Origin of the sequence: Pseudomonas sp. E6002, from assembly GCF_013385565.1 — a bacterium.
Taxonomy (GTDB): Bacteria; Pseudomonadota; Gammaproteobacteria; order Pseudomonadales; family Pseudomonadaceae; genus Aquipseudomonas.
In genome coordinates this window covers 740201-761910 of record NZ_JACAPT010000009.1, presented here as the reverse complement: position 1 = coordinate 761910, position 21710 = coordinate 740201, and the positions used below count along the sequence as shown (strand labels likewise).

Here is a 21710-nt window from a genome sequence, read left to right as displayed (position 1 = left end):
GTAGCCTATGAAGCTTGCGATGACCCTGCGCACTCGGTTGTTCCTGAGTATTTCCGCGCTGATCACCGTCGCCCTGTTGGGGTTGCTGCTGGGGTTGGTGAGCGTCATGCAAATGGCCAAGACCCAGGAATCGTTGATTCGCAGCAACTTCATCACATTGGACCTGGGGCTCAAGCTTCGGCAGACCCTCGGCGACCAGTTGATGATCATGCTCAATGAACAGCCGAATACCGCTGCGCTGGAAGACTCCAAGCAACGCTATTTCGCCCTGTTGCAGCAAGGTATCGACCACGAACAAAAGGACGCGGTAACCAGCGGTTTTACCCAGGCCAAGACCAATTACCTGAGCTTTCTCGAGGCGTTCGATGAAAAGGAGAATGCTCCGCCGCAACTGCGCAACAACGACGAGCTCACCAAACGCTTCAACATCCTGCGCAACGGCCTGATCGCCGAGCACAAGAAAGCCCTGGATAACATCAACGATACCGAACACAAGTCCCGTGAACGTGCGCTGCTGATTGCCGGCCTGCTGGGCCTGGTCGGCCTGGCGGTGCTGATCATCGGTTTCGTTACCGCCCACGGTATCGCCCGACGCTTTGGCGGGCCGATCGAAGCGCTGGCCAAGGCCGCCGACAAGATCGGCCAGGGCAACTTCGAAGTCACGCTGCCCATTTCATCCGCAGCGGAAATGAACCTGCTGACCCGACGCTTCGGCATCATGGCCGAGGCGTTGCGCCAGCATCAGGCAACCAATGTCGATGAGCTGCTGGCCGGGCAACAACGCCTGCAGGCGGTGCTCGACAGCATCGACGACGGCCTGCTGATGATCGACCGCCAGGGTCGCCTGGAACACCTTAACCCGGTGGCACAACGTCAACTCGGCTGGGACGAGAATCGCCTGGGCCAAGGCCTTGGCGACGCCCTGGGCCGCCCGGAACTGGATGAACAGCTGCAGCTGGTACTGCGCGGCGGCAATCTGGAGCGCGCACCTGAAGACCTGGAAGTAGAGGTTGAGGGTGAGCTGCGCCTGCTGACGTACAGCCTGACGCCGGTCAGCCATACCCAGGGGCACATTCTGGGCGCGGTGATGGTGCTGCATGACGTTACCGAACAGCGTGCCTTTGAACGAGTACGCAGTGAGTTTGTGTTGCGCGCGTCCCATGAATTACGCACGCCGGTGACGGGCATGCACATGGCCTTCGGCTTGTTCCGGGAACGGGCGAAGTTTCCTGCGGAGTCGCGCGAAGCGGACCTGCTGGATACGGTCAACGAGGAAATGCAGCGCCTGATGCAGTTGATCAACGACTTGCTCAACTTCTCGCGCTACCAGAATGGCTTGCAGAAACTCACCCTGGGCCCGTGTGACATCAGCGACCTGCTCGAACATGCCCGCGCCCGCTTCGCGGAGCAGGCGAATGCGCAGAACATCGAGCTGCTGGTTGAGGAACAATCCCCGCTACCGAGGTTGCATGCCGATCGAGCGCAGCTGGAAAGGGTGCTCGACAATTTGCTGGGCAATGCCCTGCGGCACACAGCCGACGGTGGGCAGATCCGCTTGCAGGCGCGTCGTCATGGCGAACGGGTGATTGTCAGCGTTGAAGACAACGGTGAAGGCATTGCCTACGGCCAGCAGGGACGAATCTTCGAACCGTTTGTGCAGGTAGGCCGCAAGAAAGGCGGCGCCGGGCTGGGCCTGGCGCTGTGCAAGGAGATCGTGCAATTGCACGGTGGCCGCATGGGGGTGTATTCGCGGCCGGGGCAGGGGACGCAGTTCTACATGGCGTTGCCCCTGTAGGACCAACGCGCCAACCGTTATTGGTGATTCAACGCCCGCAGGATCGCAGCACTTTCGGCATCCGGCGTCCCATCAAACAGCGACGCCCGGAAATGCATCTGGAACGCGGCCACCACATGCCGCGTCGCCACATCCAGCTCGCCCGTCTGCGGCGTCGGATAGCCCAGCTTCGCCAACTCTTCCTGGAACCAGGTAATGCTCGGCAGATCGGCTGCGTACTGCACCTGGTAACGGGCCACCGCCTTGGCGTCCGGCCACATGCCCAGCCCTTCATCCGCCAGGCGCTTCCAGGGGAACAACGGCCCCGGGTCCAGCTTGCGCAGCGGGGCAATGTCGCTATGGCCGATGATGTTTCGCGGGTCGATGCCGTTGCGTTTGCTGATGTCCTTGAGCAGCACCACCAGTGACTGCACCTGCGCTTCGGAATAGGGATACCAGACGCGGCCCGTCGGCAAATCCCGATAACCCGGGTTCACGATCTCGATCCCGATGGAGCTGGAGTTGAGCCAGGTGCGGCCCATCCATTCACTTTCTCCGGCATGCCAGGCGCGCTGGCTTTCATCCACGAGCTTATAGATGGTGGCCGAGGCGTCATCACCGATCAGGTAATGACTGCTGACCTGGCCATGGGTCAACAGCGCCAGGGAGCGCTCAAGGGACGCCGAGGTGTAGTGCACGACGACAAACTGCACACGATTGTCGTGGTTCACCGACGGATGACTGGTGTCCAGGCGAGGGCCGCTCGCGCAACCGGCGAGCAGGAGAAACAGAAAGGCAGAACACAGAAGTTTCATGGCAGCAAATAGTACGCTTAAGACGATAATGCAACAGTGTAACGTACCGTTTGCTGCCAGGCGGCCAAATGCGATGTTTTAAACAAAATGGAACATTTCCGGTCAGGCCGCCTGCACCTGGTTACGCCCCGCCGCCTTGGCACGATATAACGCCTCGTCAGCGCGCTTGAGCGCCAGGTCACTGCGTTCTCCCGGCTGAAACTGCGCCATGCCCATGGACACCGTAATCGTCACCGGCTCGCCCTTGAAGTGAAACGGGCAGGCTTGGATGGCTGCACGCAGGGTTTCGCCCACCGCCAACGCATCGGACAGCGACGAGTTGGGCATCAGCAGCACAAACTCTTCACCGCCAAAACGCGCGATGAAGTCGTTCGGCCGCAGGCGTTTGCGAAGCACCGTGGCGATGATTTTCAGCACCTTGTCGCCCGCCAGATGACCATAGCCGTCGTTGATGCGCTTGAAGTGATCGAGGTCCAGCATGGCCAGTGACAGGTTATTTCCACGCTGGTGCCAGGCGTTGACCTCCTGCTCCAGACGCTCGCTCCAGGCCGCGCGGTTGGGTAGTCCGGTGAGCGGATCGATCAGGGCTTTCTGGCGCTGAACCTCAAGGTGTTCACGGTAGCCCTGAGCCTCTTGCTCCATATTGGCGACCCGTTCGGCCAGGCCCTTGAGCCGTGCAGCCACTTCCTGTTCGCGCTGGTCACGCTGGTGGCGGTGTTCATCCATGGTGCCCAGCAGCCCTTCGAGATGGCTCTCCAGCACGTGCTTGAGGCTGTCGAGGTCCGCGGCGTCCTGCATGCTGGTTTGCAAACCATCCACTTGTTCGCGGATCTGGGTATCCAGCTCCCTGGCCGCCGACCGGCTGTCGGCGTGGCCGTCACTGGCGACCTGCAGGTGCCCCTGGAACGCCTCGAGACGATCGTTGAGCTGCTTGAGGTAGGCTTCAAACTCGTGCTGGCCGCTGTCGGTGATCGCCAGCATCAACACCGCCAGGTCATCGAGGATCGGCAGCAATTCGTACCAGTTCAATCCGTGGGCCAGGCGCTCACGCATGGCTTCGGCCTGGGGCCGATGGCGCTCGGGCAGCGAGAGGTCTTCCAGTAAGCCGAGCAGGGTATCTTCGATGTGCTTGGCCACCGAACTGTAAGACGGCTCGGGGGTGTCGGGCAGGGCGTAGGCTTGATCCGCTAGCAGCTCGTCTGGGTTCGGCTCTGCCTGCTCGGGCGATTCTTGCGGTTCATCGGCCAGGACCGGGGGCAGGGAAAGACTGCCGATCTCTGTCCGCTCCGACTCACGGGCCTGCACCTCTGGCACCTCGACCATGGCGGCAAGAGCACTCTCGAGCTCAACCTCCGCTTCGATCGGTTGCTCGGGTTCTGGCGTTTCGATAATCGTAGCGGGTGCCTCGACGACAGGCGCTGTGACCGCGACGGCCGGAACAACAGGCACTGCTTCGCTGACAGCGTCGGTAGCCTCTACTGGCGATACCGGCTCAGGGGGCGACTCGATGGGGGCCGGGACCTTCGGCTGCGGTGCAAAAGCCCGCAGCGCCTGGGCCAGTTCCGCCGATTGCGCCGGCGCTTCAACTTCATCCACCGGCCTGGGCTTTGGCGCAGCAGGCGCCGGAGAAGCCGGGCGGGATGGCGTGGGCGCTTCAACCTCCGGCGTGTCGATTGCGTCCTTGGTGCCAAACAGACGCTGCAACAGCCCCGGGCTCGAACGGCTGGTTTCGCCCTCCGGCTCCAGGTTACTCAACGCCTGCCCCTGGAGGCCGCTCAGCTCACTCAGCAACAGCGGGATCTCCCGCGCCTGGCCAACCCGACCGTCCAGCTGCTTGGCGAAAGCCTTCAGCGGGCGACTCACGTCCCGTGGCAAGGGCAGTTTCTGCAACTGAGTGACCAGGGCCGTCAACGCGCTGCCGATCTGGTCAACCCGGGTTTCGCGGCGCTGCTCCGAATCCAGCACGGCCTTTTCCAGGCGCGGCAGCAATGCAGCGAGGGCGGCGTCCATGTCGTCGGTGCGCACCACATCGCGCATTTCCTTCATGCATTGGTCAACCGCCCGGTCGGTCCCTTCTGCCGCCAGGGTGCTGCGCACCAGCCCACGGCGCAGCAGGTCGAGGCGGGCGGCCCAGCGACGCTCGAGCTTTTCTTGTTGCTCGACGCTTTTAAGGTATTTCTCTTTCCAACGCTGGGCGTCGTCGCTCATGCAAGGGGTCCGCGAGGGCCGGGGCTCAACGCGGGCAATGCATCAGCCGTGAGCGAACCCGGCAGACGAATCTCTACCGCGACGGGCAGGTGATCGGAGATGGGCTGCGCCAGTACCTGCACACTTTCGAGTGTCAGGGTCGGGCTGAGCAGGATGTGATCAAGACAACGTTGCGGTCGCCAGCTGGGAAAGGTGGCTTCGACTTGCGGCGCCAGCAACCCAAGGTCGCGCAACGGGGAATTCTGTAGCAGGTCGCTGGCGTGGGTGTTCATGTCCCCCATCAGCACCTGGTGTTTGTAGTTGCCAATCAACTCGCGGATGTAGGCCAACTGCAGGGTGCGGGTTCGTGCCCCCAGTGCGAGGTGCATCATCACCACGACCAATGCTTCCGGCCCTTCGCCGAATCGTACGAGAATTGCACCGCGGCCTTTCGGGCCAGGCAACGGGTGGTCCTCGATCGCCCACGGTTTCAGACGGCTGAGCACACCATTGCTGTGCTGGCCGAGTTTGCCGAGGTTGCGATTGAGTTGTTGATACCAGTAGGGAAAGGCACCGAGCTGGGCAAGGTGCTCGACCTGGTTGATGTAGCCGGAACGCAGGCTGCCACCATCGGCCTCCTGCAGGGCTACCAGGTCGAAGTCACCCAGCAGGTCGCCGATCTTTTGCAGATTGCCGGCACGCCCATTGTGGGGCAGCAGGTGCTGCCAGCCACGGGTCAGGTAATGCCGGTATTTCTCGGTACTGATACCCACCTGGATATTGAAACTGAGCAGGCGCAACCGACTGTCAGCCGGCAGGCCCGTGGATTCCAGGTGATGTTCGTTGACCTTCGGGTCATGCAGGCCAACGACACGTTCAGTACCCCAGCGACGCATGACGGGCCCCTTACTTGGCTGCGCGCTCTTTGGCGATCAATTGGTCGGCCACGTTCAGCGCCTGCTCTTCGCCGCCGGCACTGCCGATGTCAAAGCGGTATTTGCCGTTGACGATCAGCGTCGGTACGCCTTGCACGCCGTATTTCTGGGCCAGTTCCTTGTATTGGGCCATCTTGCCCTTCACAGCGAACGAGTTGAATGTCTCCAGGAACTTGGTTTTGTCGACGCCTTGGGTGGCGACGAAATCGGCCATGTCTTCAGGCTTCACAAGGCGCTTGCCTTCTTTCTGGATGGCATTGAAGACAGCCGCGTGAACCTTGTGTTCTACACCCATGGTGTCCAGGGTAATGAACAGCTGGCCGTGGGCGTCCCATGGGCCGCCGAACAGGGCAGGAATACGTTTGAAGTTCACGTCCTGAGGCAGCTTATCGACCCACGGATTGATGACTGGCTCAAAAGCGTAGCAATGCGGGCAGCCATACCAGAACAGCTCCACCACTTCGATCTTGCCCGGTACGGAAACCGGCACAGGATTGGCCAGCTCAACGTAGGTTTTACCGGCTTCAAGCGGCACATTATCGGCAGCTTGTGCGGTCATGCCGAAAAGGCTGGCAGTGACGAGAGCGGCGCTGAGGATCAGATTACGCATGCTTTACTCCTGGACAAATAAAGTCGCCTCACGCGACCTTTGTTGTGACAGGTCTACGCGGGCATGAGTTCGTTAGTGTAACGGCACCGGCCACAAAAAAGGGCAGCCTGGGCCACCCTTTTTATGCTTGCATCGACGGATTAATCGAGCGTTAACGTAGCCGGGGCACTTAGTGCAGGCCCTGGATGTATTGGGACACGGCTTCGATGTCCTTGTTGCTGAGTTTCGCGGCGATGCTCTGCATGATCTTGGTATCGCCGTCGTTGGTGCGATTGCCTTCGCGGAAGTCTGTCAGCTGTTTGCCGATGTACTGGGCATGCTGGCCGCTCAAGTGCGGGAAGCCAGCGGCAGCAAGGCCTGCGCCGTTAGGCGAGTGGCAGCCGAGGCAGGAAGGCATGCCTTTTTCCAGGTTGCCGCCGCGGAACAATTCTTCACCGCGGGCCACCAGTTTCGGATCAGCAGCTCCCACACTGCCTTTCTGGCTGGCAAAATACGCCGCGATATCCGCCAGGTCCTGATCGCTGAGGTTGGTCAACAAGCCGGTCATTTCCAGGACCGTACGCTTGCCGTCCTTGATGTCGTGCATCTGCTTGGTCAGGTAACGCTCACCCTGGCCGGCCAGTTTTGGAAAGTTAGGCGCCGGGCTATTACCGTCCGGTCCATGGCAAGCACCACATACGGCGGCTTTCGCCTGGCCAGCAGTGGCGTCGCCTGCGGCATGGGCAACACCGGTGATGCCCAGGGTCAACAGCAGACTCACGATCAGTTTGTTCATCAGCTAATCCAACTACGGCTAAGGGTTAAAGAGTTATGGACCGGGTTCACTCACCATCAACTGAATGACGGCATGGTAATCCTCGGTACTGCAGTCCATGCACAAACCACGCGGCGGCATCGCCTTGAAACCCTGGGTCACGTGTTGCACCAGCGTGTCCATACCTTGAGCCAATCTTGGCTTCCAGGCTGCCTGGTCACCCCGTCCAGGGGCGTTGGGCAGCTGTCCGGCATGGCAGGCCCCGCAAAAGCGGTTGTACACAGCCTCCGGTTCCTGTGTAGCCTGCGCACTGTAAAGTGGCATCAAGAAACCGAAGGCCAGCAGCCATTTGGTCATACATCGACCTTTTCAGGGTTTGAGAGCGTTTTGCGTTCTAATGCGCAATAAAGGTCTATCGCTCCCGTGAACTTCATCCTTCGCTGGGACAAAGCACACACAAAATCTGCGGCATTATATACTGGCGCTACTGAAACGGAAACGACACCGCTTGCCGCACCTATTCCCGGCACCGCCCACATCGGAAAACTCATGCAACTCAAGAATCCCATCCTCGGCCTGTGCCAACAGTCCACCTTCATGCTCAGCGCCGCCAAAGTCGACCAATGCCCCGATGACGAAGGCTTCGAAGTCGCATTCGCCGGCCGTTCCAACGCCGGCAAATCCAGCGCGCTGAACACCCTGACCCACGCCAGCCTGGCCCGCACCTCGAAAACCCCGGGGCGCACACAGCTCCTCAACTTCTTCAAGCTAGACGATGATCGGCGTCTGGTCGACCTGCCGGGCTACGGTTATGCAAAAGTACCTATCCCGCTGAAGCTGCACTGGCAGCGTCACCTCGAAGCGTATCTGGGTGGCCGGGAGAGTTTGAAGGGTTTGATTCTGATGATGGACATCCGTCATCCAATGACCGACTTCGACCTGTTGATGCTCGATTGGGCCGTCGCCAGCGGCATGCCGATGCACGTCCTGCTGACCAAGGCCGACAAATTGACCTACGGCGCAGCGAAAAACACCCTGCTCAAAGTGCAGGCAGAAATCCGAAAGGGTTGGGGTGATGCGGTGACTATCCAGTTGTTCTCGGCGCCAAAACGCATGGGGCTGGAAGATGCCTACACTGTATTGGCAGGCTGGATGGAACTGGCTGACAAGGGTTCGGAAGCCGCCGAGTAAAAACTCGGGGCAAAAAAAACCCCGGACTTCGTATGGGGAGGGGAAGTTCGGGGTCCAAGTTCCGGACCGCTAGGGCGGGGTCCAGATATCTGCCAACACTTAACACAACATAGGAGCATTGAAGGGCTTCACCACCCATTCAGTAACTCTGAGTAGCAATTCACGGGTTAAGTTCCGGCACGTTCAAAAAACTATTGGAAATAACCCGCCGCGTTTTCCGATCTAAAGCGCTGCCGCGGCATGATGCCGCGGCCCAGGCCCCAGGCTTAGTGCGCTTCGTCCCAGTTGTCGCCCACGCCGACGTCTACCACCAGCGGCACATCCAGCTTTGCCGCCTCGCTCATGTGTTCACGAATCCTCGCGCTGACTTCAGCCACCAGATCCTCACGCACCTCCAGCACCAATTCATCGTGCACTTGAAGGATGACCTTGGCGTCCAGGCCCGAGTCCGTCAGCCAGTTGTCGACCTTGACCATGGCCTTCTTGATGATATCGGCCGCAGTGCCCTGCATCGGCGCGTTGATTGCCGTACGCTCGGCGCCAGCACGCTCCTGAGGCTTGTTGGAATTGATCTCCGGCAGGTACAGGCGGCGCCCGAACAGGGTTTCCACATAACCCTGATCAGCCGCCTGGGCACGGGTGCGCTCCATGTACTCGCGCACCCCCGGGTAACGGGCGAAGTACACATCGATATAAGCCTTGGCGGTCTTGGTGTCGACGCCGATGTCCTTGCCCAGCTTCTGGGCGCCCATGCCGTAGATCAGGCCAAAGTTGATCGCCTTGGCACTGCGACGCTGATTGGACGTGACCTCGGTCAACTCAACCTTGAACACTTCGGCCGCCGTGGCGGTGTGCACGTCCAGGTCGTCGCGGAACGCATTCAGCAAGCCTTCGTCCTTGGACAAATGCGCCATGATGCGCAGCTCGATCTGCGAGTAGTCCGCCGCCAGCAGCTTGTAGCCCTTGGGCGCGACAAATGCCTGGCGGATACGCCGGCCTTCAGCGGTACGCACCGGAATGTTCTGCAGGTTTGGATCGCTGGAGGACAGGCGCCCGGTTGCTGCTACGGCCTGGTGATAGGACGTGTGCACGCGACCGGTGCGCGGGTTGATCTGCTCCGGCAAACGGTCGGTGTAGGTGCTTTTCAACTTGCTCATGCTGCGGTACTGCATCAGCACTTTCGGCAGTGGGTAGTCGTCTTCAGCCAATTTGGCCAAGACTTCCTCGGCCGTCGAGGCCTGGCCCTTGCCGGTCTTCTTCAACACCGGCAGCCCGAGTTTCTCGTAGAGAATCGCGCCCAACTGCTTGGGCGAGCCCAGGTTGAATTCCTCGCCGGCGATCTCATACGCCTGGCGCTCGAGGTCGACCATCTTGTTGCCCAGCTCGATGCTCTGGATGCCCAGCAAGGCGGCATCCACCAGGGCGCCCTGACGCTCAATGCGCGCCAGCACGGGCACCAGCGGCATCTCGATGTCGGACAATACGCTGGCCAGGGTAGGAATAGCGGCAAGCTGCTTGTGCAGTTCCTGGTGCAAACGCAGGGTCACATCCGCGTCTTCCGCCGCGTAAGGGCCGGCTTGCTCCAGGGCAATCTGGTCAAAGGTCAGCTGCTTGGCGCCTTTGCCGGCGATGTCCTGGAAGCTGACGGTGTCGTGGCCCAGGTACTTCTTCGCCAGGCTGTCCATGTCATGGCGCGTCGCCACGGAGTTCAGCACATAGGATTCAAGCATGGTGTCGAAGGCAATGCCGCGCACGGTGATGCCGAGTGCCGGGTCACCACCGATGGCGCAGTTGGCCAGGATGTTCATGTCGAACTTGGCGTGCTGGCCGACCTTGAGTTTTTCCGGGTCTTCGAGCAACGGCTTCAGGGCCAGCAGCACGGTGTCCCGATCCAGCTGTTCCGGCGCGCCGATGTAGGAGTGGGTCAGCGGAATGTAGGCTGCTTCATGGGCCTGCACGGCAAACGACACACCCACCAGTTGCGCTTTCTGGGCGTCGATCCCGGTGGTCTCGGTATCAAAGGCGAACAGCTTGGCGTCGTTGAGCTTCTTCAGCCAGACATCGAACTGGGCCTGGGTGAGGATGGTTTCGTACACCGGCTCCACAGAAACCGGCGCGACCACCTCAACCGCTTCCTCGGCGACCGCGGCCGAAGGAGCAGCGCTCAACTCGACGCGCTTGGCATCGCGTTGAATCTCGTCAATCCAGCTCTTGAACTCCAGCAGCGTATACAGCTCCAGCAGCTTCTCGCGATCCGGCTCGATCAGGTGCAAATCATCCAGGCCCACGTCCAGCGGCACGTCGATCTTGATCGTTGCCAGCTCGTAGGACAGGAACGCACTCGCCTTATGCTCTTCCAGTTTGGCAACCAGGGTCTTGGCACCACGAATCGGCAAGGTCGGCACGATATCGAGCTGCTCGTAGAGCTCTTTCAAACCGCCATTTACACCAACCAACAGGCCGGAAGCCGTCTTCGGACCAATGCCCGGAACGCCCGGGATGTTGTCGGACGAATCGCCCATCAACGCCAGGTAATCGATGATCTGCTCGGGAGCGACACCGAATTTCTCCTTCACGCCCTCAACGTCCATGGCGCTTCCGGTCATGGTGTTGACCAAGGTAATGTGCCCGTCGACCAGCTGCGCCATGTCCTTGTCGCCGGTGGAAATCACCACCGGACGGTCGGCGGCCGCGCTGCTGCGGGCCAGGGTGCCGATCACGTCGTCCGCTTCGACGCCTTCGACGCACAGCAGCGGGAAGCCCAGGGCGATCACGCTCTGGTGCAGCGGCTCGATCTGCACGCGCATGTCATCGGGCATGCTTGCGCGGTTGGCCTTGTATTCGGCGTACAGCTCATCGCGAAATGTCCCGCCCTTGGCGTCGAACACTACCGCGAACGGGCTGTTCGGGTATTGCCTGCGCAGGCTTTTGAGCATGTTCAACACGCCCTTGACCGCGCCGGTAGGCAGGCCTTTGGAAGTGGTGAGCGGCGGCAGCGCGTGAAAGGCGCGGTACAGGTAAGAAGAACCGTCCACCAGGACGAGGGGGGCTTGGCTCATGAGCAGGATCAACCTTTTCGGCGGGTCAGGCGCTAGAATAGCCGGACCAATGACGACAAAGGGACAAGGTTATCATGCGTACAGTAAATCGCCTGTTGTTGACCGGCTTGATTGCACTCACTCCGATGGTGGCCATGGCGGCAGATACTGCCCCTACGGGCGACCCGGAAGTCACCATTCGCACGGAAGGCGACAAGACCATTCAGGAATACCGCCAGAATGGTTTCCTGTACGCGATCAAGGTGACCCAGAAAGGCTTTCCGCCTTACTTCCTGGTGCGCGCGGACGGAACCGATGCGAACTTCATCCGCTCTGACCAGCCGGATATGCTGATCCCGTCATGGAAGATCTTCGAATGGAAATGATTTCTTAACTTTAATCGGCGCTGCTCCCCGCAGCGCCCGTAACGGCAGTTTTAACCATGTCTGTGTTCACCCCCCTGGCTCGGCCCGAGCTGGAAACCTTTCTTGCCCCTTACGGGCTCGGCCGCCTGCTTGATTTCCAGGGGATTGCCGCTGGTAGTGAAAACACCAATTTCTTTATCAGCCTGGAACAGGGCGAATTTGTCCTGACCCTGGTCGAACGCGGCCCCGTGCAGGAAATGCCGTTCTTCATCGAACTGCTGGACGTGCTCCACGACGCTGATTTGCCAGTGCCTTACGCCCTGCGTACCATCGACGGCGTGGCCTTGCGCGAGTTGGCGGGCAAACCGGCGCTGTTGCAACCGCGGCTAGCGGGCAAGCACATCAAGGACGCCAACGCCCAGCATTGCGTGCAAGTGGGCGAATTGCTCGGGCACCTGCACCTCGCCACCCAAGGCGAGAAGGTGCTGGAACGCAAGACCGATCGCGGGCTGGACTGGATGCTCAGCGAAGGCGCGCAACTGATTTCGCACCTCGACACAGAACAACAGCGCCTGCTGCAAGCCGCGCTGGACGAGATCGAGGCGCATAAGGCGCAGATCCTCGCGCTGCCCCGGGCGAATATCCACGCCGACCTGTTTCGCGACAACGCGATGTTCGAAGGCACGCACCTGACCGGGCTGATCGACTTCTACAACGCCTGCTCGGGGCCGATGCTGTACGACGTGGCGATCGCCCTGAACGACTGGTGCTCGGACGCCGACGGCGTGATCGACGGCCAACGGGCACGGGCGTTGCTGGGGGCTTATGCGGGCTTGCGGCCGTTCACCGCCAAGGAAGCAGAGCTGTGGCCGACCATGCTGCGTGTGGCCTGTGTGCGGTTCTGGCTGTCACGCCTGATTGCGGCTGAATCGTTCGCCGGGCAGGACGTGCTGATTCACGACCCGCGCGAGTTTCAGGTGCGCCTGGCGCAACGCCAGCAGGTCAAGACCCCGCTGCCGTTCGCGCTGTAAAGATCGTACGCGATCAAAATGTGGGAGCGGGCTTGCTCGCGAATGCGGAGTTTCAGTCACCAGATGCGCTGACTGATCCACCGCATTCGCGAGCAAGCCCGCTCCCACAGTGGTTATGCGGCGTCTGTCAGAGCGACTCCAGGCACCCAGCCAGGTCATTCCCCAGCTTCTCCAGCACCTGCTCATACCCCTGGGCGGAGGCCGGCGTGTAGCCGCCCAACGCATCCAGCTCCGCCAGCTTCACCGGCAAACCCGCCACCAGCGTTTCCGCAAGGCGCGGGCGCAACGGCGGCTCGCTGAACACACAAGTCTTGCCCACTTCCTGCAAACGCGTACGCATCGCTGCCACATGCTGGGCACCCGGCTGCACTTCTGCGGCCACACTGAACACCCCGGTGTGCTTGAGGCCGTAGGCATCTTCGAAGTAATCGAAGGCTTCATGGAACACGAAGTACGGCTTGCCGGCGACGTCCGCCATACGTGCCTTCAAGCGCGCGTCCAGTGCATCCATACGGCCATCAAAGGCCTTCACGTTGCTCTGGTAACGCTCGGCGTTCGCCGGGTCGGCAGCGCTGAGATCCGCCGCCATGCGGTTCGCAATCACCCGGGCGTTGACCGTCGACAGCCACAAATGCGCATCCAGGCTGCCCGGGCGATGGTCATGATCATGTTCGTCGGCATCTTCAGCATGGGAGTGGCTATCTTCGGCGAACCGACGCAGTTTCATTCCCGGAAGGTCCTGCACCGCAACCGTCGGCAAGCTGCGGCCTTTCAAGACACGCGGCAGAAAGCTTTCCATGTCCGGGCCGATCCAATACAGCAGGTCCACTGACTGCACGCGCCGTACGTCGGAAGGGCGCAACGCATAGTTATGCGGCGAAGCGCCCGGCGGCAGCAATACCTCGGGAATCGCCACGCCATCCTGCACAGCAGCAGCAATCAGTTGTAACGGTTTGATACTGGTCAGCACCCGAACCTCCGCCTGAGCGGCACCGGCAAGCAGCAAACTGGTGACAAATACGACAAAAACGGGAAAAAGTCTGGACACGATGACCACTCAAGGAGGCAGGAACAGGTAACATAATAACGTCTCTCACAAATATCTGTCGCCGCTCATGCCTAAAACACCGCTTGCCAGCCGTCCCCATGACCACTCTCACTGCGTGCACAGCGCACTGTCAGAGGCCGACGCACTGTGCGCGCGCCAAGGGCTGCGCCTGACCGCCCTGCGTCGCCGGGTGCTGGAGCTGGTGTGGCAAAGCCACAAGCCGCTGGGTGCCTACGACATCCTCGGCGTGCTCAGCGAGCAGGACGGCCGCCGCGCCGCGCCGCCCACGGTGTACCGCGCGCTGGATTTCCTGCTGGACAACGGCCTGGTGCACCGCATCTCGTCGCTCAACGCCTTTGTCGGCTGCAACCACCCGGAACACGCGCACCAGGGCCAGTTCCTGATTTGCCGCGAATGCCACGCCGCCATCGAACTTGAGCAAAAAAGCATCAGCGACAGCATCATCAAGAGCGCCGGCGACGTCGGCTTCAAGGTCGAAGGGCAAACCGTCGAAGTCGTCGGTGTGTGCTCGGGCTGCCAGGGGGCTTGATGAGCACTGCGTTAATCCGCCTGGAGCAGGTCGGGGTCACGTTCGCCGGGCAAAACGTGCTGGACAACATCGCCCTGAGCGTCGAGCCAGGTCAGATCGTCACGCTGATCGGCCCCAACGGTGCCGGCAAGACCACCCTGGTGCGCGCCGTACTCGGCCTGCTCAAGCCCGACAGCGGCAGCGTGTGGCGCAAGCCGAGGCTGCGGGTCGGCTACATGCCGCAGAAGCTGCATGTGGACCCGACCTTGCCCCTCTCGGTGCTGCGCTTCCTGCGCCTGGTGCCCGGTGTCGACCGTGCCCGCGCACAGTCCGCCCTCAAGGAAGTGGGCGCCGAACAGGTGATCGACAGCCCGGTGCAAAGCATCTCCGGCGGCGAAATGCAGCGAGTGCTGCTGGCCCGCGCCCTGCTGCGCGAGCCGGAATTGCTGGTACTGGATGAACCCGTGCAGGGCGTCGACGTCGCCGGCCAGGCCGAGCTGTACAGCCTGATCACCCGCCTGCGGGACCGCCATGGTTGCGGCGTGCTGATGGTCTCCCACGACCTGCACCTGGTGATGAGCACCACCGACCAGGTGGTGTGCCTCAATCGTCACGTGTGCTGTTCCGGCCACCCGGAACAAGTCAGCGGCGATCCGGCTTTTGTCGAGCTGTTCGGCAAGAACGCCCAGAGCCTGGCGATCTACCACCACCATCACGACCATGCCCATGACCTGCATGGCGCTGTAGTCGATGACTCCACCGCATCCCACACCCACGTTCATGGAGATAGCTGCAAGCATGGCTGATTTTCTGCTCTACGCCCTGCTGGCAGGCTTGGCTCTGGCGCTGGTGGCGGGCCCACTGGGCTCGTTCGTGGTCTGGCGGCGCATGGCCTATTTTGGCGACACCCTGTCCCACGCTGCGCTGCTGGGCGTGGCCATGGGATTTCTGCTGGATGTGAGCCCGACCATTGCCGTCACCGTCGGCTGCCTGCTGCTGGCTGTGCTGCTGGTGACCCTGCAACAGCGTCAGCCTCTGGCCTCCGATACCCTGCTGGGCATCCTGGCCCCAAGCACCTTGTCCCTGGGCCTGGTGGTGCTGAGCTTCATGCATGAAGTGCGCATCGACCTGATGGCCTACCTGTTCGGCGACCTGCTGGCGATCAGCCCCACCGACCTGGCGTGGATTCTAGGCGGCAGCGCGGCAGTGCTGGTGCTGCTGGTGACGCTGTGGCGCCCGCTGCTGGCGATCACCGTTCACGAAGAACTGGCCACCGTCGAAGGCTTGCCCGTGGCGGCGCTGCGCATGACCCTGATGCTGCTGATCGCCGTGGTGATCGCTGTCGCGATGAAGATTGTCGGCGTATTGTTGATCACATCGCTGCTGATCATCCCGGCTGCTGCGGCCCAGCGTCACGCCCGCTCGCCGGAGCAAATGGCGCTCGGCGCCAGCCTTCTGGGGATGCTCGCGGTGTGTGGTGGCCTGGCGCTGTCCTGGTTCAAGGACACCCCGGCCGGGCCGTCGATTGTGGTCACGGCGGCCGCCCTGTTTCTGCTGAGTTTTGTCCTGCCCCGTCGTGGGGTGTAGACTTGCTCGCTTTTTGCGCAATTAGAGAGTCGCAGGAATGAAGCTGTTCAACGCCCGTTATCTGCTCCTTGCCGCATTTTCCTTGCTGCTGGGCGCCTGCCAAAGCACCCCGCCCGCCGCCCCCCAGGCGCCGGACGCACGTGCTGCGGCCATCGCACAGCTGGAGCAAAACCTCGCCAGCAGTGAACTGGCCACCGCCGAAGACGAGCTGGCCGCCTTGCAGGCCCAGTCGCCCAACGATCCGGCGCTGGAGCCTTATCAGCGCCAACTGGCCGAAGCCTATTTGCAGCGCAGCCAGATCGTCCTGCAAAAGGGTGATGTCAACGCTGCCGCGACGGCCCTGAGCCGCGCACGGGCATTGATGCCCAAGGCTCCGGCGCTGACCGGTGGCGTCAACAGTGCGATCGCCCATGCCCGTAAAGTCGAGCTGGACAAAGCCGAGGCCGCCCTGAAAGCCGCCGAAGCCAAGCCGCCGGCCAAGGTCATCGACCCGGCAGCGCCAAGCACTACGGTTGCGCTGAACCTCACCGATATCGAGGCGCTGCGCCATCAACTGGATGAGATCGCCACCGATGTGGTGAATTACCAGTGCGATGTGAGCATCCAGGCACCGCGCACCGAAGATTACCCATGGCTGGCCACGTTGCTGACCAAACGGGTGAAGCGCATCGATTCGGGGTATGACCTGAAGATTCACCGGCAGATCCTGAAGAAGGTTCCGGCGCAGGTCGTGCTGATTCCGCGTAAGACTGAATAACGCCATTCGCGAGCAAGCCCGCTCCCACATTTAACCGAGTTCCAACTTTGGAATGCGGTCAAATGTGGGAGCGGGCTTGCTCGCGAAAGCGATCTAACAAACAACCGATACCTTAAGCCGGAACAGCTTTAGCCTTCGGCTCCCGATCCCAGACCCGATGCTGGGCAATCGCCGCAAAGAACGCCTTAAACGCCTTCGCGTCGCCGCCCACAATCAAGCCCGCATCCGCCTCAAGCTTCAGCACATCCAGCAACTGCTTCGCCTCACCGGCCAGGGCAATTGCTTTCAAGTGCTTGTAGGCCTCCAGCAGGTAATGCAACGCCACACCATCAGCGCTCAACGCCTGAACCGACTTGGCGCCACCCGGCACAAACACCGCATCGAACGCCACCGAAGGCAAGCCTTCCATGGAAGCATCCACCGGCAGGCTCTTGCCATCCGCCGTCGTTACCGGCGCCGAGGTAGGCCCCAGCAACTTCGCATGCGCACCTGCGGCCTCAAGCGCCTTCTTCAAGGCATCAATCTCCGCACCATCAACACCGTTCGCCGCCAGAATCGCCACCTTGCGGGTCTTGATATCACCCGACAGCAAATTGGCCTGGCTCAACGCTGGCGAGCGTTCCGGAGACGTCTTGCGCTCTGGCACCGTACCTTTAGTCGGTGCTGGCAAGCCCAGGTTCTGCGCCACACGCTTGGCCAGTTCCAAGTCGATGTTGGCGAGGATCTCGTTCACCTGGCGAGCGCGAATAAACTCACGCTCCACCTTGCCCAGTTCAAAGCTGTAGGCGGCGATGATGTGCTCCTGCTCGTGCTTGCTCATGCTGCGAAAAAACAGGCGCGCCTGGGAGAAGTGATCGCCGAACGACTCGCTGCGCTCACGGATCTTGTGGGCATCAATGCGCTCCGGATACGTCTCAAAACCACCGTCCTGCGCCGCGGGCGGAGTTTCTTTCGGCCAGCCGCCATCAATCGAGTTCGGCTCGTAGGACGCGCGACCCTTGTCGATGGTGGTGCGGTGCATGGCATCGCGCTGGCCGTTATGGAACGGCGCTACCGGACGGTTGATCGGCAACTCGTGAAAGTTCGGCCCGCCGAGTCGGCTGATCTGCGTATCGGTGTAGGAAAACAGACGGCCTTGCAGCAGCGGGTCATTGGAAAAGTCGATGCCCGGCACGATATGCCCCGGGCAGAACGCCACTTGCTCGGTCTCGGCAAAGTAGTTGTCCGGGTTGCGGTTGAGCACCATCTTGCCCAACGGCGTGATCGGCACCAGCTCTTCGGGGATCAGCTTGGTCGGGTCGAGAATATCGAAGTCGAACTTATGCTCGTCCTCTTCGGCGATGATCTGCACGCCCAATTCCCACTCCGGGTAATCGCCACTTTCAATGGATTCCCACAGGTCACGACGGTGGAAGTCCGTGTCTTTGCCCGCCAGCTTCTGCGCCTCGTCCCACACCAGGGAGCAGGTGCCGACGGTAGGCCGCCAGTGGAATTTGACGAAGTTGGATTTGCCCTCGGCATTCACCAGGCGGAAGGTGTGCACGCCAAACCCCTGCATGGTTCGCAGGCTTTTCGGGATCGCCCGGTCAGACATGGCCCAGATCACCATGTGCGCCGACTCCGGCTGCAGCGAGACAAAATCCCAGAACGTATCGTGGGCTGAGCCGCCGGTAGGAATCTCGTTGTGGGGCTCAGGTTTTACCGCATGCACGAAGTCAGGAAACTTGATCGCGTCCTGAATGAAAAACACCGGCATGTTGTTGCCCACCAGGTCGAAGTTGCCTTCGTCGGTGAAGAACTTCACGGCAAAACCACGCACGTCACGCACGGTATCGCCGGAACCGCGAGGCCCCTGAACCGTGGAGAAGCGCGCAAATACCGGGGTTTTATGTTCCGGGTTACGCAGGAACCCGGCCTTGGTCAGCGCCGAATGATTTTCATAGGTCTGGAAATAGCCGTGGGCACCGGTACCCCGAGCATGAACGATACGTTCCGGGATCCGCTCATGGTCAAAGTGCGTGATTTTTTCACGCATGATGAAGTCTTCCAGCAGCGATGGGCCACGGGAGCCGACCTTCAAGCTGTTCTGGTTATCGGAAACCTTCACGCCCTGGTTGGTGCGCAGCGCCTGGCCCGTCGCGTCGGAGCGGAATGTTTCCAGGCTTTGCAGCTTGGCGTTGGTGTTGCCACGGTCCAGAGTGTCGGTGCCCGCAAGTTCGCTCTTGGGCGGGGTAACTGGCTTTTTAGTACTCATCAGACAAAAACTCCTCGTTTGCGTAGGCCAGAGCGATCCCCGGCTCTTCTTGAGCAAAACCCCAGGCACGGCACCTGGGAGTTTCGAGTTGCTTATGTAGTGACTGACACGGTTTTGTACCGTTCCTTTTTTATGACCTTTGATCGCGTTATTGCCAAATCGCTGGTCGGATGAGAAATAAATGCTAAGAAACGCTATACGGACAGGCTAAAATGCGCGCCCGGCTAACCGCTGATCCCTTTTTAATGCGCCCCACAAGGTTCGCTACGTGATCGAGTTTCATAACGTCCATAAAACCTACCGGGTCGCCGGTAAGGATATCCCCGCACTGCATCCCACCAACCTGCGCGTCGAAAATGGCCAGGTGTTTGGTCTGATCGGCCATTCCGGTGCGGGAAAAAGTACTTTGCTGCGTCTGATCAACCGCCTGGAGCAACCCAGCGGCGGCCAGATCAAGGTCGATGACGAAGAAGTCACCGCCCTCGACGCCAACGGCCTGCGCCGTTTCCGGCAACAGGTCGGGATGATCTTCCAGCACTTCAACCTGCTGGCATCCAAGACCGTTGCCGACAACGTGGCGCTGCCGCTGACCCTCGCGGGCGAACTTTCCCGCAAGGAAATCGACCTACGCGTGGCCGAATTGCTGGCGCGGGTCGGCCTGTCCGACCATGCCAAGAAGTACCCGGCGCAGTTGTCTGGCGGCCAGAAGCAGCGCGTCGGCATCGCCCGCGCCCTGGCCACCAAGCCAAAGATTCTGCTGTGCGACGAAGCCACCAGCGCCCTCGACCCGCAGACCACCGCCTCGGTGCTGCAACTGCTGGCCGAGATCAACCGCGAGCTGAAGCTGACCATCGTGCTGATCACTCATGAAATGGACGTGATCCGCCGCGTGTGCGACCACGTGGCCGTGATGGACGCCGGCGTGATCGTCGAGCAAGGCACCGTCGCCGACGTATTCCTGCACCCCAAGCACCCGACCACCAAGCGCTTCGTGCAGGAATCCGAGCAAGTCGACGAAGGCGAACAGCGTGATGACTTCGCCCATGTACCGGGGCGCATCGTGCGCCTGACGTTCCAGGGCGAAGCGACCTACGCGCCGCTGCTGGGTACCGTCGCCCGCGACACGGGTGTGGACTACAGCATCCTCGCCGGTCGTATCGACCGCATCAAAGACATTCCCTACGGGCAACTGACCCTCGCCGTCACCGGCGGTGACATGGAGGCCGCCTTCGCCGCCTTCACCGCGGCAGACGTCCATATGGAGGTGCTGCGCTAATGGAAATCCTCTTGAGCTTTTTCTCGAACATCGACTGGTCGGAAATCCTGCTCGCCACCGGCGACACCATGACCATGCTGTTCGGCTCGCTGCTGTTCACTGTATTGCTGGGCTTGCCGTTGGGCGTGCTGCTGTTCCTGTGCAGCCCGCGTCAGCTGTTCGAACAAAAGAATGTTTATGCGCTGTTGTCGCTGGTGGTGAACATCCTGCGTTCGCTGCCGTTCATTATCCTGTTGATCGTAATGATCCCGTTCACGGTGCTGATCACCGGCACCTCGCTGGGTGTTGCCGGTGCAATTCCGCCACTGGTGGTGGGTGCCACGCCGTTCTTTGCGCGCCTGGTGGAAACCGCGCTGCGTGAAGTGGACCGCGGGATTATCGAAGCGACCCAGGCCATGGGCGCGACCACTCGCCAGATCATTACCAACGCGTTGCTGCCCGAAGCCCGCCCCGGCATCTTCGCGGCGATTACGGTGACGGCGATTACACTGGTTTCCTACACGGCCATGGCCGGTGTAGTGGGTGCCGGTGGCCTGGGTGACTTGGCGATCCGCTTCGGTTATCAGCGCTTCCAGACCGACGTGATGGTGGTCACCGTGGTGCTGCTGCTGATCCTGGTACAAATTCTGCAAACCGTCGGCGACAAGCTGGTGGTGCACTTTTCTCGAAAATAACGGCTATTGCCGGCGTTAAGCCGGCCAATTCCCGAACAAGGAGCTTGTTGAATGAAAAAACTACTGGTTGCTTTCGCCGCCGTTGCCGCGTTCTCCGCCCACGCCGCCGAAACCCTCACCGTGGCCGCGTCCCCGGTGCCGCACGCTGAAATCCTCGAATTCGTGAAGCCGGCTCTGGCCAAGGAAGGCGTGGACCTGCAGGTCAAAGTCTTCACCGACTACGTTCAGCCAAACGTACAGGTAGCCGAAAAGCGCCTGGACGCCAACTTCTTCCAGCACCAGCCGTACCTGGATGAGTTCAACAAAGCCAAGGGCACTCACCTGGTGAGCGTTGGCGCTGTGCACCTGGAGCCTCTGGGCGCCTACTCCAGCAAGTACAAGAAGCTGGAAGACCTGCCAAGCGGCGCCAACGTCGTGATCCCGAACGACGCCACCAACGGCGGCCGTGCGCTGTTGCTGCTGGCCAAGCACAACCTGATCACCCTGAAGGACCCGACCAACATCCTGTCGACCATCAAGGACATCACTGAAAACCCGAAAGGTCTGAAATTCCGCGAACTGGAAGCCGCCACCCTGCCGCGCGTGCTGACCCAGGTCGACCTGGCGCTGATCAACACCAACTACGCCCTGGAAGCCAAGCTGGACCCGTCCAAGGACGCACTGGTGATTGAAGGCAACGACTCGCCTTACGTGAACATCCTGGTGACCCGCGAAGACAACAAGGATTCGGACGCGGTGAAGAAGCTGGTAGCAGCCCTGCACACCCCGGAAGTGAAAGCGTTCATTCTTGAGAAGTACAAAGGCGCGATCCTGCCGGCGTTCTGATCCAAGGCCGAAACCCCGATCGAAAAAGCGGACGCAGAGCGTCCAGTGCGGCATTCCCAC

General features: G+C 61.0%; 20 protein-coding genes. 11 read left to right on the top strand and 9 right to left on the bottom strand.

Annotated features, from left to right (window positions below; genetic code table 11):
- Positions 1–7: 7 nt before the first annotated feature.
- Positions 8–1795 carry a KinB sensor domain-containing domain gene (locus tag HX815_RS09800; protein ID WP_008439641.1) on the top strand — a complete coding sequence of 596 codons (1788 nt, stop codon included), beginning with the start codon at positions 8–10 and terminating at the stop codon, positions 1793–1795.
- A gap of 17 nt (positions 1796–1812) precedes the next feature.
- Here HX815_RS09800 and HX815_RS09795 read toward each other — a convergent pair whose 3' ends face one another.
- From HX815_RS09795 to HX815_RS09770, 6 genes are all read right to left on the bottom strand, one after another.
- Positions 1813–2589, bottom strand: coding sequence for an N-acetylmuramoyl-L-alanine amidase (locus HX815_RS09795; protein WP_003214798.1), 777 nt, complete (start codon positions 2587–2589; stop codon positions 1813–1815).
- Between the two features lie 102 nt (positions 2590–2691).
- On the bottom strand, positions 2692–4797 hold the full coding sequence (locus HX815_RS09790; RefSeq protein WP_177028125.1) for a GGDEF domain-containing protein: 2106 nt from the start codon (positions 4795–4797) through the stop codon (positions 2692–2694).
- Entirely contained in the window at positions 4794–5672 is an 879-nt protein-coding gene (locus tag HX815_RS09785) for an endonuclease/exonuclease/phosphatase family protein (protein ID WP_003214803.1), read from the bottom strand. The genes HX815_RS09790 and HX815_RS09785 overlap by 4 nt, the downstream gene beginning before the upstream one ends.
- Positions 5673–5682: 10 nt before the next feature.
- The gene (locus tag HX815_RS09780) at positions 5683–6321 is read right to left on the bottom strand and encodes a thiol:disulfide interchange protein DsbA/DsbL (RefSeq protein WP_063033700.1); all 639 of its coding nucleotides are present in this window, start codon (positions 6319–6321) and stop codon (positions 5683–5685) included.
- Between the two features lie 169 nt (positions 6322–6490).
- Positions 6491–7096, bottom strand: a complete 606-nt coding sequence (locus HX815_RS09775) for a cytochrome c4 (RefSeq protein ID WP_003214807.1) — start codon at positions 7094–7096, stop codon at positions 6491–6493.
- A gap of 33 nt (positions 7097–7129) precedes the next feature.
- Positions 7130–7432, bottom strand: coding sequence for a cytochrome c5 family protein (locus HX815_RS09770; RefSeq protein ID WP_003214809.1), 303 nt, complete (start codon positions 7430–7432; stop codon positions 7130–7132).
- 192 nt (positions 7433–7624) lie between these two features.
- Here HX815_RS09770 and yihA point away from each other — a divergent pair, with 192 nt between their 5' ends.
- A complete protein-coding gene (gene yihA / locus HX815_RS09765) occupies positions 7625–8266 on the top strand; it encodes a ribosome biogenesis GTP-binding protein YihA/YsxC (RefSeq protein WP_003214811.1) in 642 nt (213 codons plus the stop codon).
- Positions 8267–8532: 266 nt separating this feature from the next.
- On the opposite strand, the gene polA is transcribed toward yihA, so the two are convergent.
- A complete protein-coding gene (gene polA, locus HX815_RS09760) occupies positions 8533–11325 on the bottom strand; it encodes a DNA polymerase I (protein ID WP_177028124.1) in 2793 nt (930 codons plus the stop codon).
- 74 nt (positions 11326–11399) lie between these two features.
- Between polA and HX815_RS09755 the strand changes: the two genes are divergently transcribed.
- The gene (locus HX815_RS09755) at positions 11400–11690 is read left to right on the top strand and encodes a DUF2782 domain-containing protein (protein WP_177028123.1); all 291 of its coding nucleotides are present in this window, start codon (positions 11400–11402) and stop codon (positions 11688–11690) included.
- 56 nt (positions 11691–11746) lie between these two features.
- Positions 11747–12700, top strand: coding sequence for a homoserine kinase (locus HX815_RS09750; protein WP_177028122.1), 954 nt, complete (start codon positions 11747–11749; stop codon positions 12698–12700).
- Between the two features lie 127 nt (positions 12701–12827).
- Here the strand turns inward: HX815_RS09750 and HX815_RS09745 are convergent, their stop codons facing one another.
- Entirely contained in the window at positions 12828–13757 is a 930-nt protein-coding gene (locus HX815_RS09745) for a zinc ABC transporter substrate-binding protein (RefSeq protein ID WP_008439631.1), read from the bottom strand.
- 58 nt (positions 13758–13815) lie between these two features.
- On the opposite strand from HX815_RS09745, the gene HX815_RS09740 reads away from it, so the two are divergent.
- The 4 genes from HX815_RS09740 to HX815_RS09725 are packed head-to-tail and all read left to right on the top strand — an operon-like array spanning position 13816 to position 16621.
- Positions 13816–14298 (top strand): Fur family transcriptional regulator, encoded by a 483-nt coding sequence (locus HX815_RS09740; protein WP_003214819.1) that lies wholly within the window; start codon positions 13816–13818, stop codon positions 14296–14298.
- Positions 14298–15083 carry a zinc ABC transporter ATP-binding protein ZnuC gene (gene znuC, locus HX815_RS09735; protein ID WP_008439630.1) on the top strand — a complete coding sequence of 262 codons (786 nt, stop codon included), beginning with the start codon at positions 14298–14300 and terminating at the stop codon, positions 15081–15083. Before HX815_RS09740 ends, znuC begins: the two co-directional genes overlap by 1 nt.
- Positions 15076–15864: a zinc ABC transporter permease subunit ZnuB gene (gene znuB, locus HX815_RS09730; protein WP_003214823.1), complete on the top strand. Its 789-nt coding sequence runs from the start codon at positions 15076–15078 to the stop codon at positions 15862–15864. The genes znuC and znuB overlap by 8 nt, the downstream gene beginning before the upstream one ends.
- Before the next feature lie 37 nt (positions 15865–15901).
- A complete protein-coding gene (locus HX815_RS09725) occupies positions 15902–16621 on the top strand; it encodes a PA5502 family lipoprotein (RefSeq protein ID WP_003214825.1) in 720 nt (239 codons plus the stop codon).
- A 112-nt stretch (positions 16622–16733) separates the two neighbouring features.
- Here HX815_RS09725 and katE read toward each other — a convergent pair whose 3' ends face one another.
- Complete coding sequence (katE, locus tag HX815_RS09720; protein ID WP_177028121.1) at positions 16734–18875, bottom strand: catalase HPII; 2142 nt, start codon at positions 18873–18875, stop codon at positions 16734–16736.
- Positions 18876–19143: 268 nt separating this feature from the next.
- On the opposite strand from katE, the gene HX815_RS09715 reads away from it, so the two are divergent.
- Genes HX815_RS09715 through HX815_RS09705 form a run of 3 tightly spaced genes read left to right on the top strand, consistent with a single transcriptional unit; the run spans position 19144 to position 21650 of the window.
- Entirely contained in the window at positions 19144–20151 is a 1008-nt protein-coding gene (locus tag HX815_RS09715; RefSeq protein WP_003214829.1) for a methionine ABC transporter ATP-binding protein, read from the top strand.
- Entirely contained in the window at positions 20151–20825 is a 675-nt protein-coding gene (locus tag HX815_RS09710; RefSeq protein ID WP_003214831.1) for a methionine ABC transporter permease, read from the top strand. The genes HX815_RS09715 and HX815_RS09710 overlap by 1 nt, the downstream gene beginning before the upstream one ends.
- Before the next feature lie 51 nt (positions 20826–20876).
- Positions 20877–21650, top strand: coding sequence for a MetQ/NlpA family ABC transporter substrate-binding protein (locus tag HX815_RS09705; RefSeq protein WP_003214835.1), 774 nt, complete (start codon positions 20877–20879; stop codon positions 21648–21650).
- The last annotated feature ends 60 nt before the right edge of the window (positions 21651–21710 follow it).

Bases quoted from the DNA above. Each gene is read 5' to 3' on its own strand.
- HX815_RS09785 (WP_003214803.1), bottom strand. From the start codon at position 5,672: ATGCGTCGCTGGGGTACTGAACGTGTCGTTGGCCTGCATGACCCGAAG.
- HX815_RS09800 (WP_008439641.1), top strand. From the start codon at position 8: ATGAAGCTTGCGATGACCCTGCGCACTCGGTTGTTCCTGAGTATTTCC.
- HX815_RS09710 (WP_003214831.1), top strand. From the start codon at position 20,151: ATGGAAATCCTCTTGAGCTTTTTCTCGAACATCGACTGGTCGGAAATC.
- HX815_RS09705 (WP_003214835.1), top strand. From the start codon at position 20,877: ATGAAAAAACTACTGGTTGCTTTCGCCGCCGTTGCCGCGTTCTCCGCC.
- HX815_RS09755 (WP_177028123.1), top strand. From the start codon at position 11,400: ATGCGTACAGTAAATCGCCTGTTGTTGACCGGCTTGATTGCACTCACT.
- HX815_RS09780 (WP_063033700.1), bottom strand. From the start codon at position 6,321: ATGCGTAATCTGATCCTCAGCGCCGCTCTCGTCACTGCCAGCCTTTTC.
- znuC (WP_008439630.1), top strand. From the start codon at position 14,298: ATGAGCACTGCGTTAATCCGCCTGGAGCAGGTCGGGGTCACGTTCGCC.
- polA (WP_177028124.1), bottom strand. From the start codon at position 11,325: ATGAGCCAAGCCCCCCTCGTCCTGGTGGACGGTTCTTCTTACCTGTAC.
- HX815_RS09795 (WP_003214798.1), bottom strand. From the start codon at position 2,589: ATGAAACTTCTGTGTTCTGCCTTTCTGTTTCTCCTGCTCGCCGGTTGC.
- HX815_RS09725 (WP_003214825.1), top strand. From the start codon at position 15,902: ATGAAGCTGTTCAACGCCCGTTATCTGCTCCTTGCCGCATTTTCCTTG.
- HX815_RS09750 (WP_177028122.1), top strand. From the start codon at position 11,747: ATGTCTGTGTTCACCCCCCTGGCTCGGCCCGAGCTGGAAACCTTTCTT.
- katE (WP_177028121.1), bottom strand. From the start codon at position 18,875: ATGAGTACTAAAAAGCCAGTTACCCCGCCCAAGAGCGAACTTGCGGGC.
- HX815_RS09740 (WP_003214819.1), top strand. From the start codon at position 13,816: ATGCCTAAAACACCGCTTGCCAGCCGTCCCCATGACCACTCTCACTGC.
- HX815_RS09790 (WP_177028125.1), bottom strand. From the start codon at position 4,797: ATGAGCGACGACGCCCAGCGTTGGAAAGAGAAATACCTTAAAAGCGTC.
- HX815_RS09775 (WP_003214807.1), bottom strand. From the start codon at position 7,096: ATGAACAAACTGATCGTGAGTCTGCTGTTGACCCTGGGCATCACCGGT.
- HX815_RS09770 (WP_003214809.1), bottom strand. From the start codon at position 7,432: ATGACCAAATGGCTGCTGGCCTTCGGTTTCTTGATGCCACTTTACAGT.
- znuB (WP_003214823.1), top strand. From the start codon at position 15,076: ATGGCTGATTTTCTGCTCTACGCCCTGCTGGCAGGCTTGGCTCTGGCG.
- yihA (WP_003214811.1), top strand. From the start codon at position 7,625: ATGCAACTCAAGAATCCCATCCTCGGCCTGTGCCAACAGTCCACCTTC.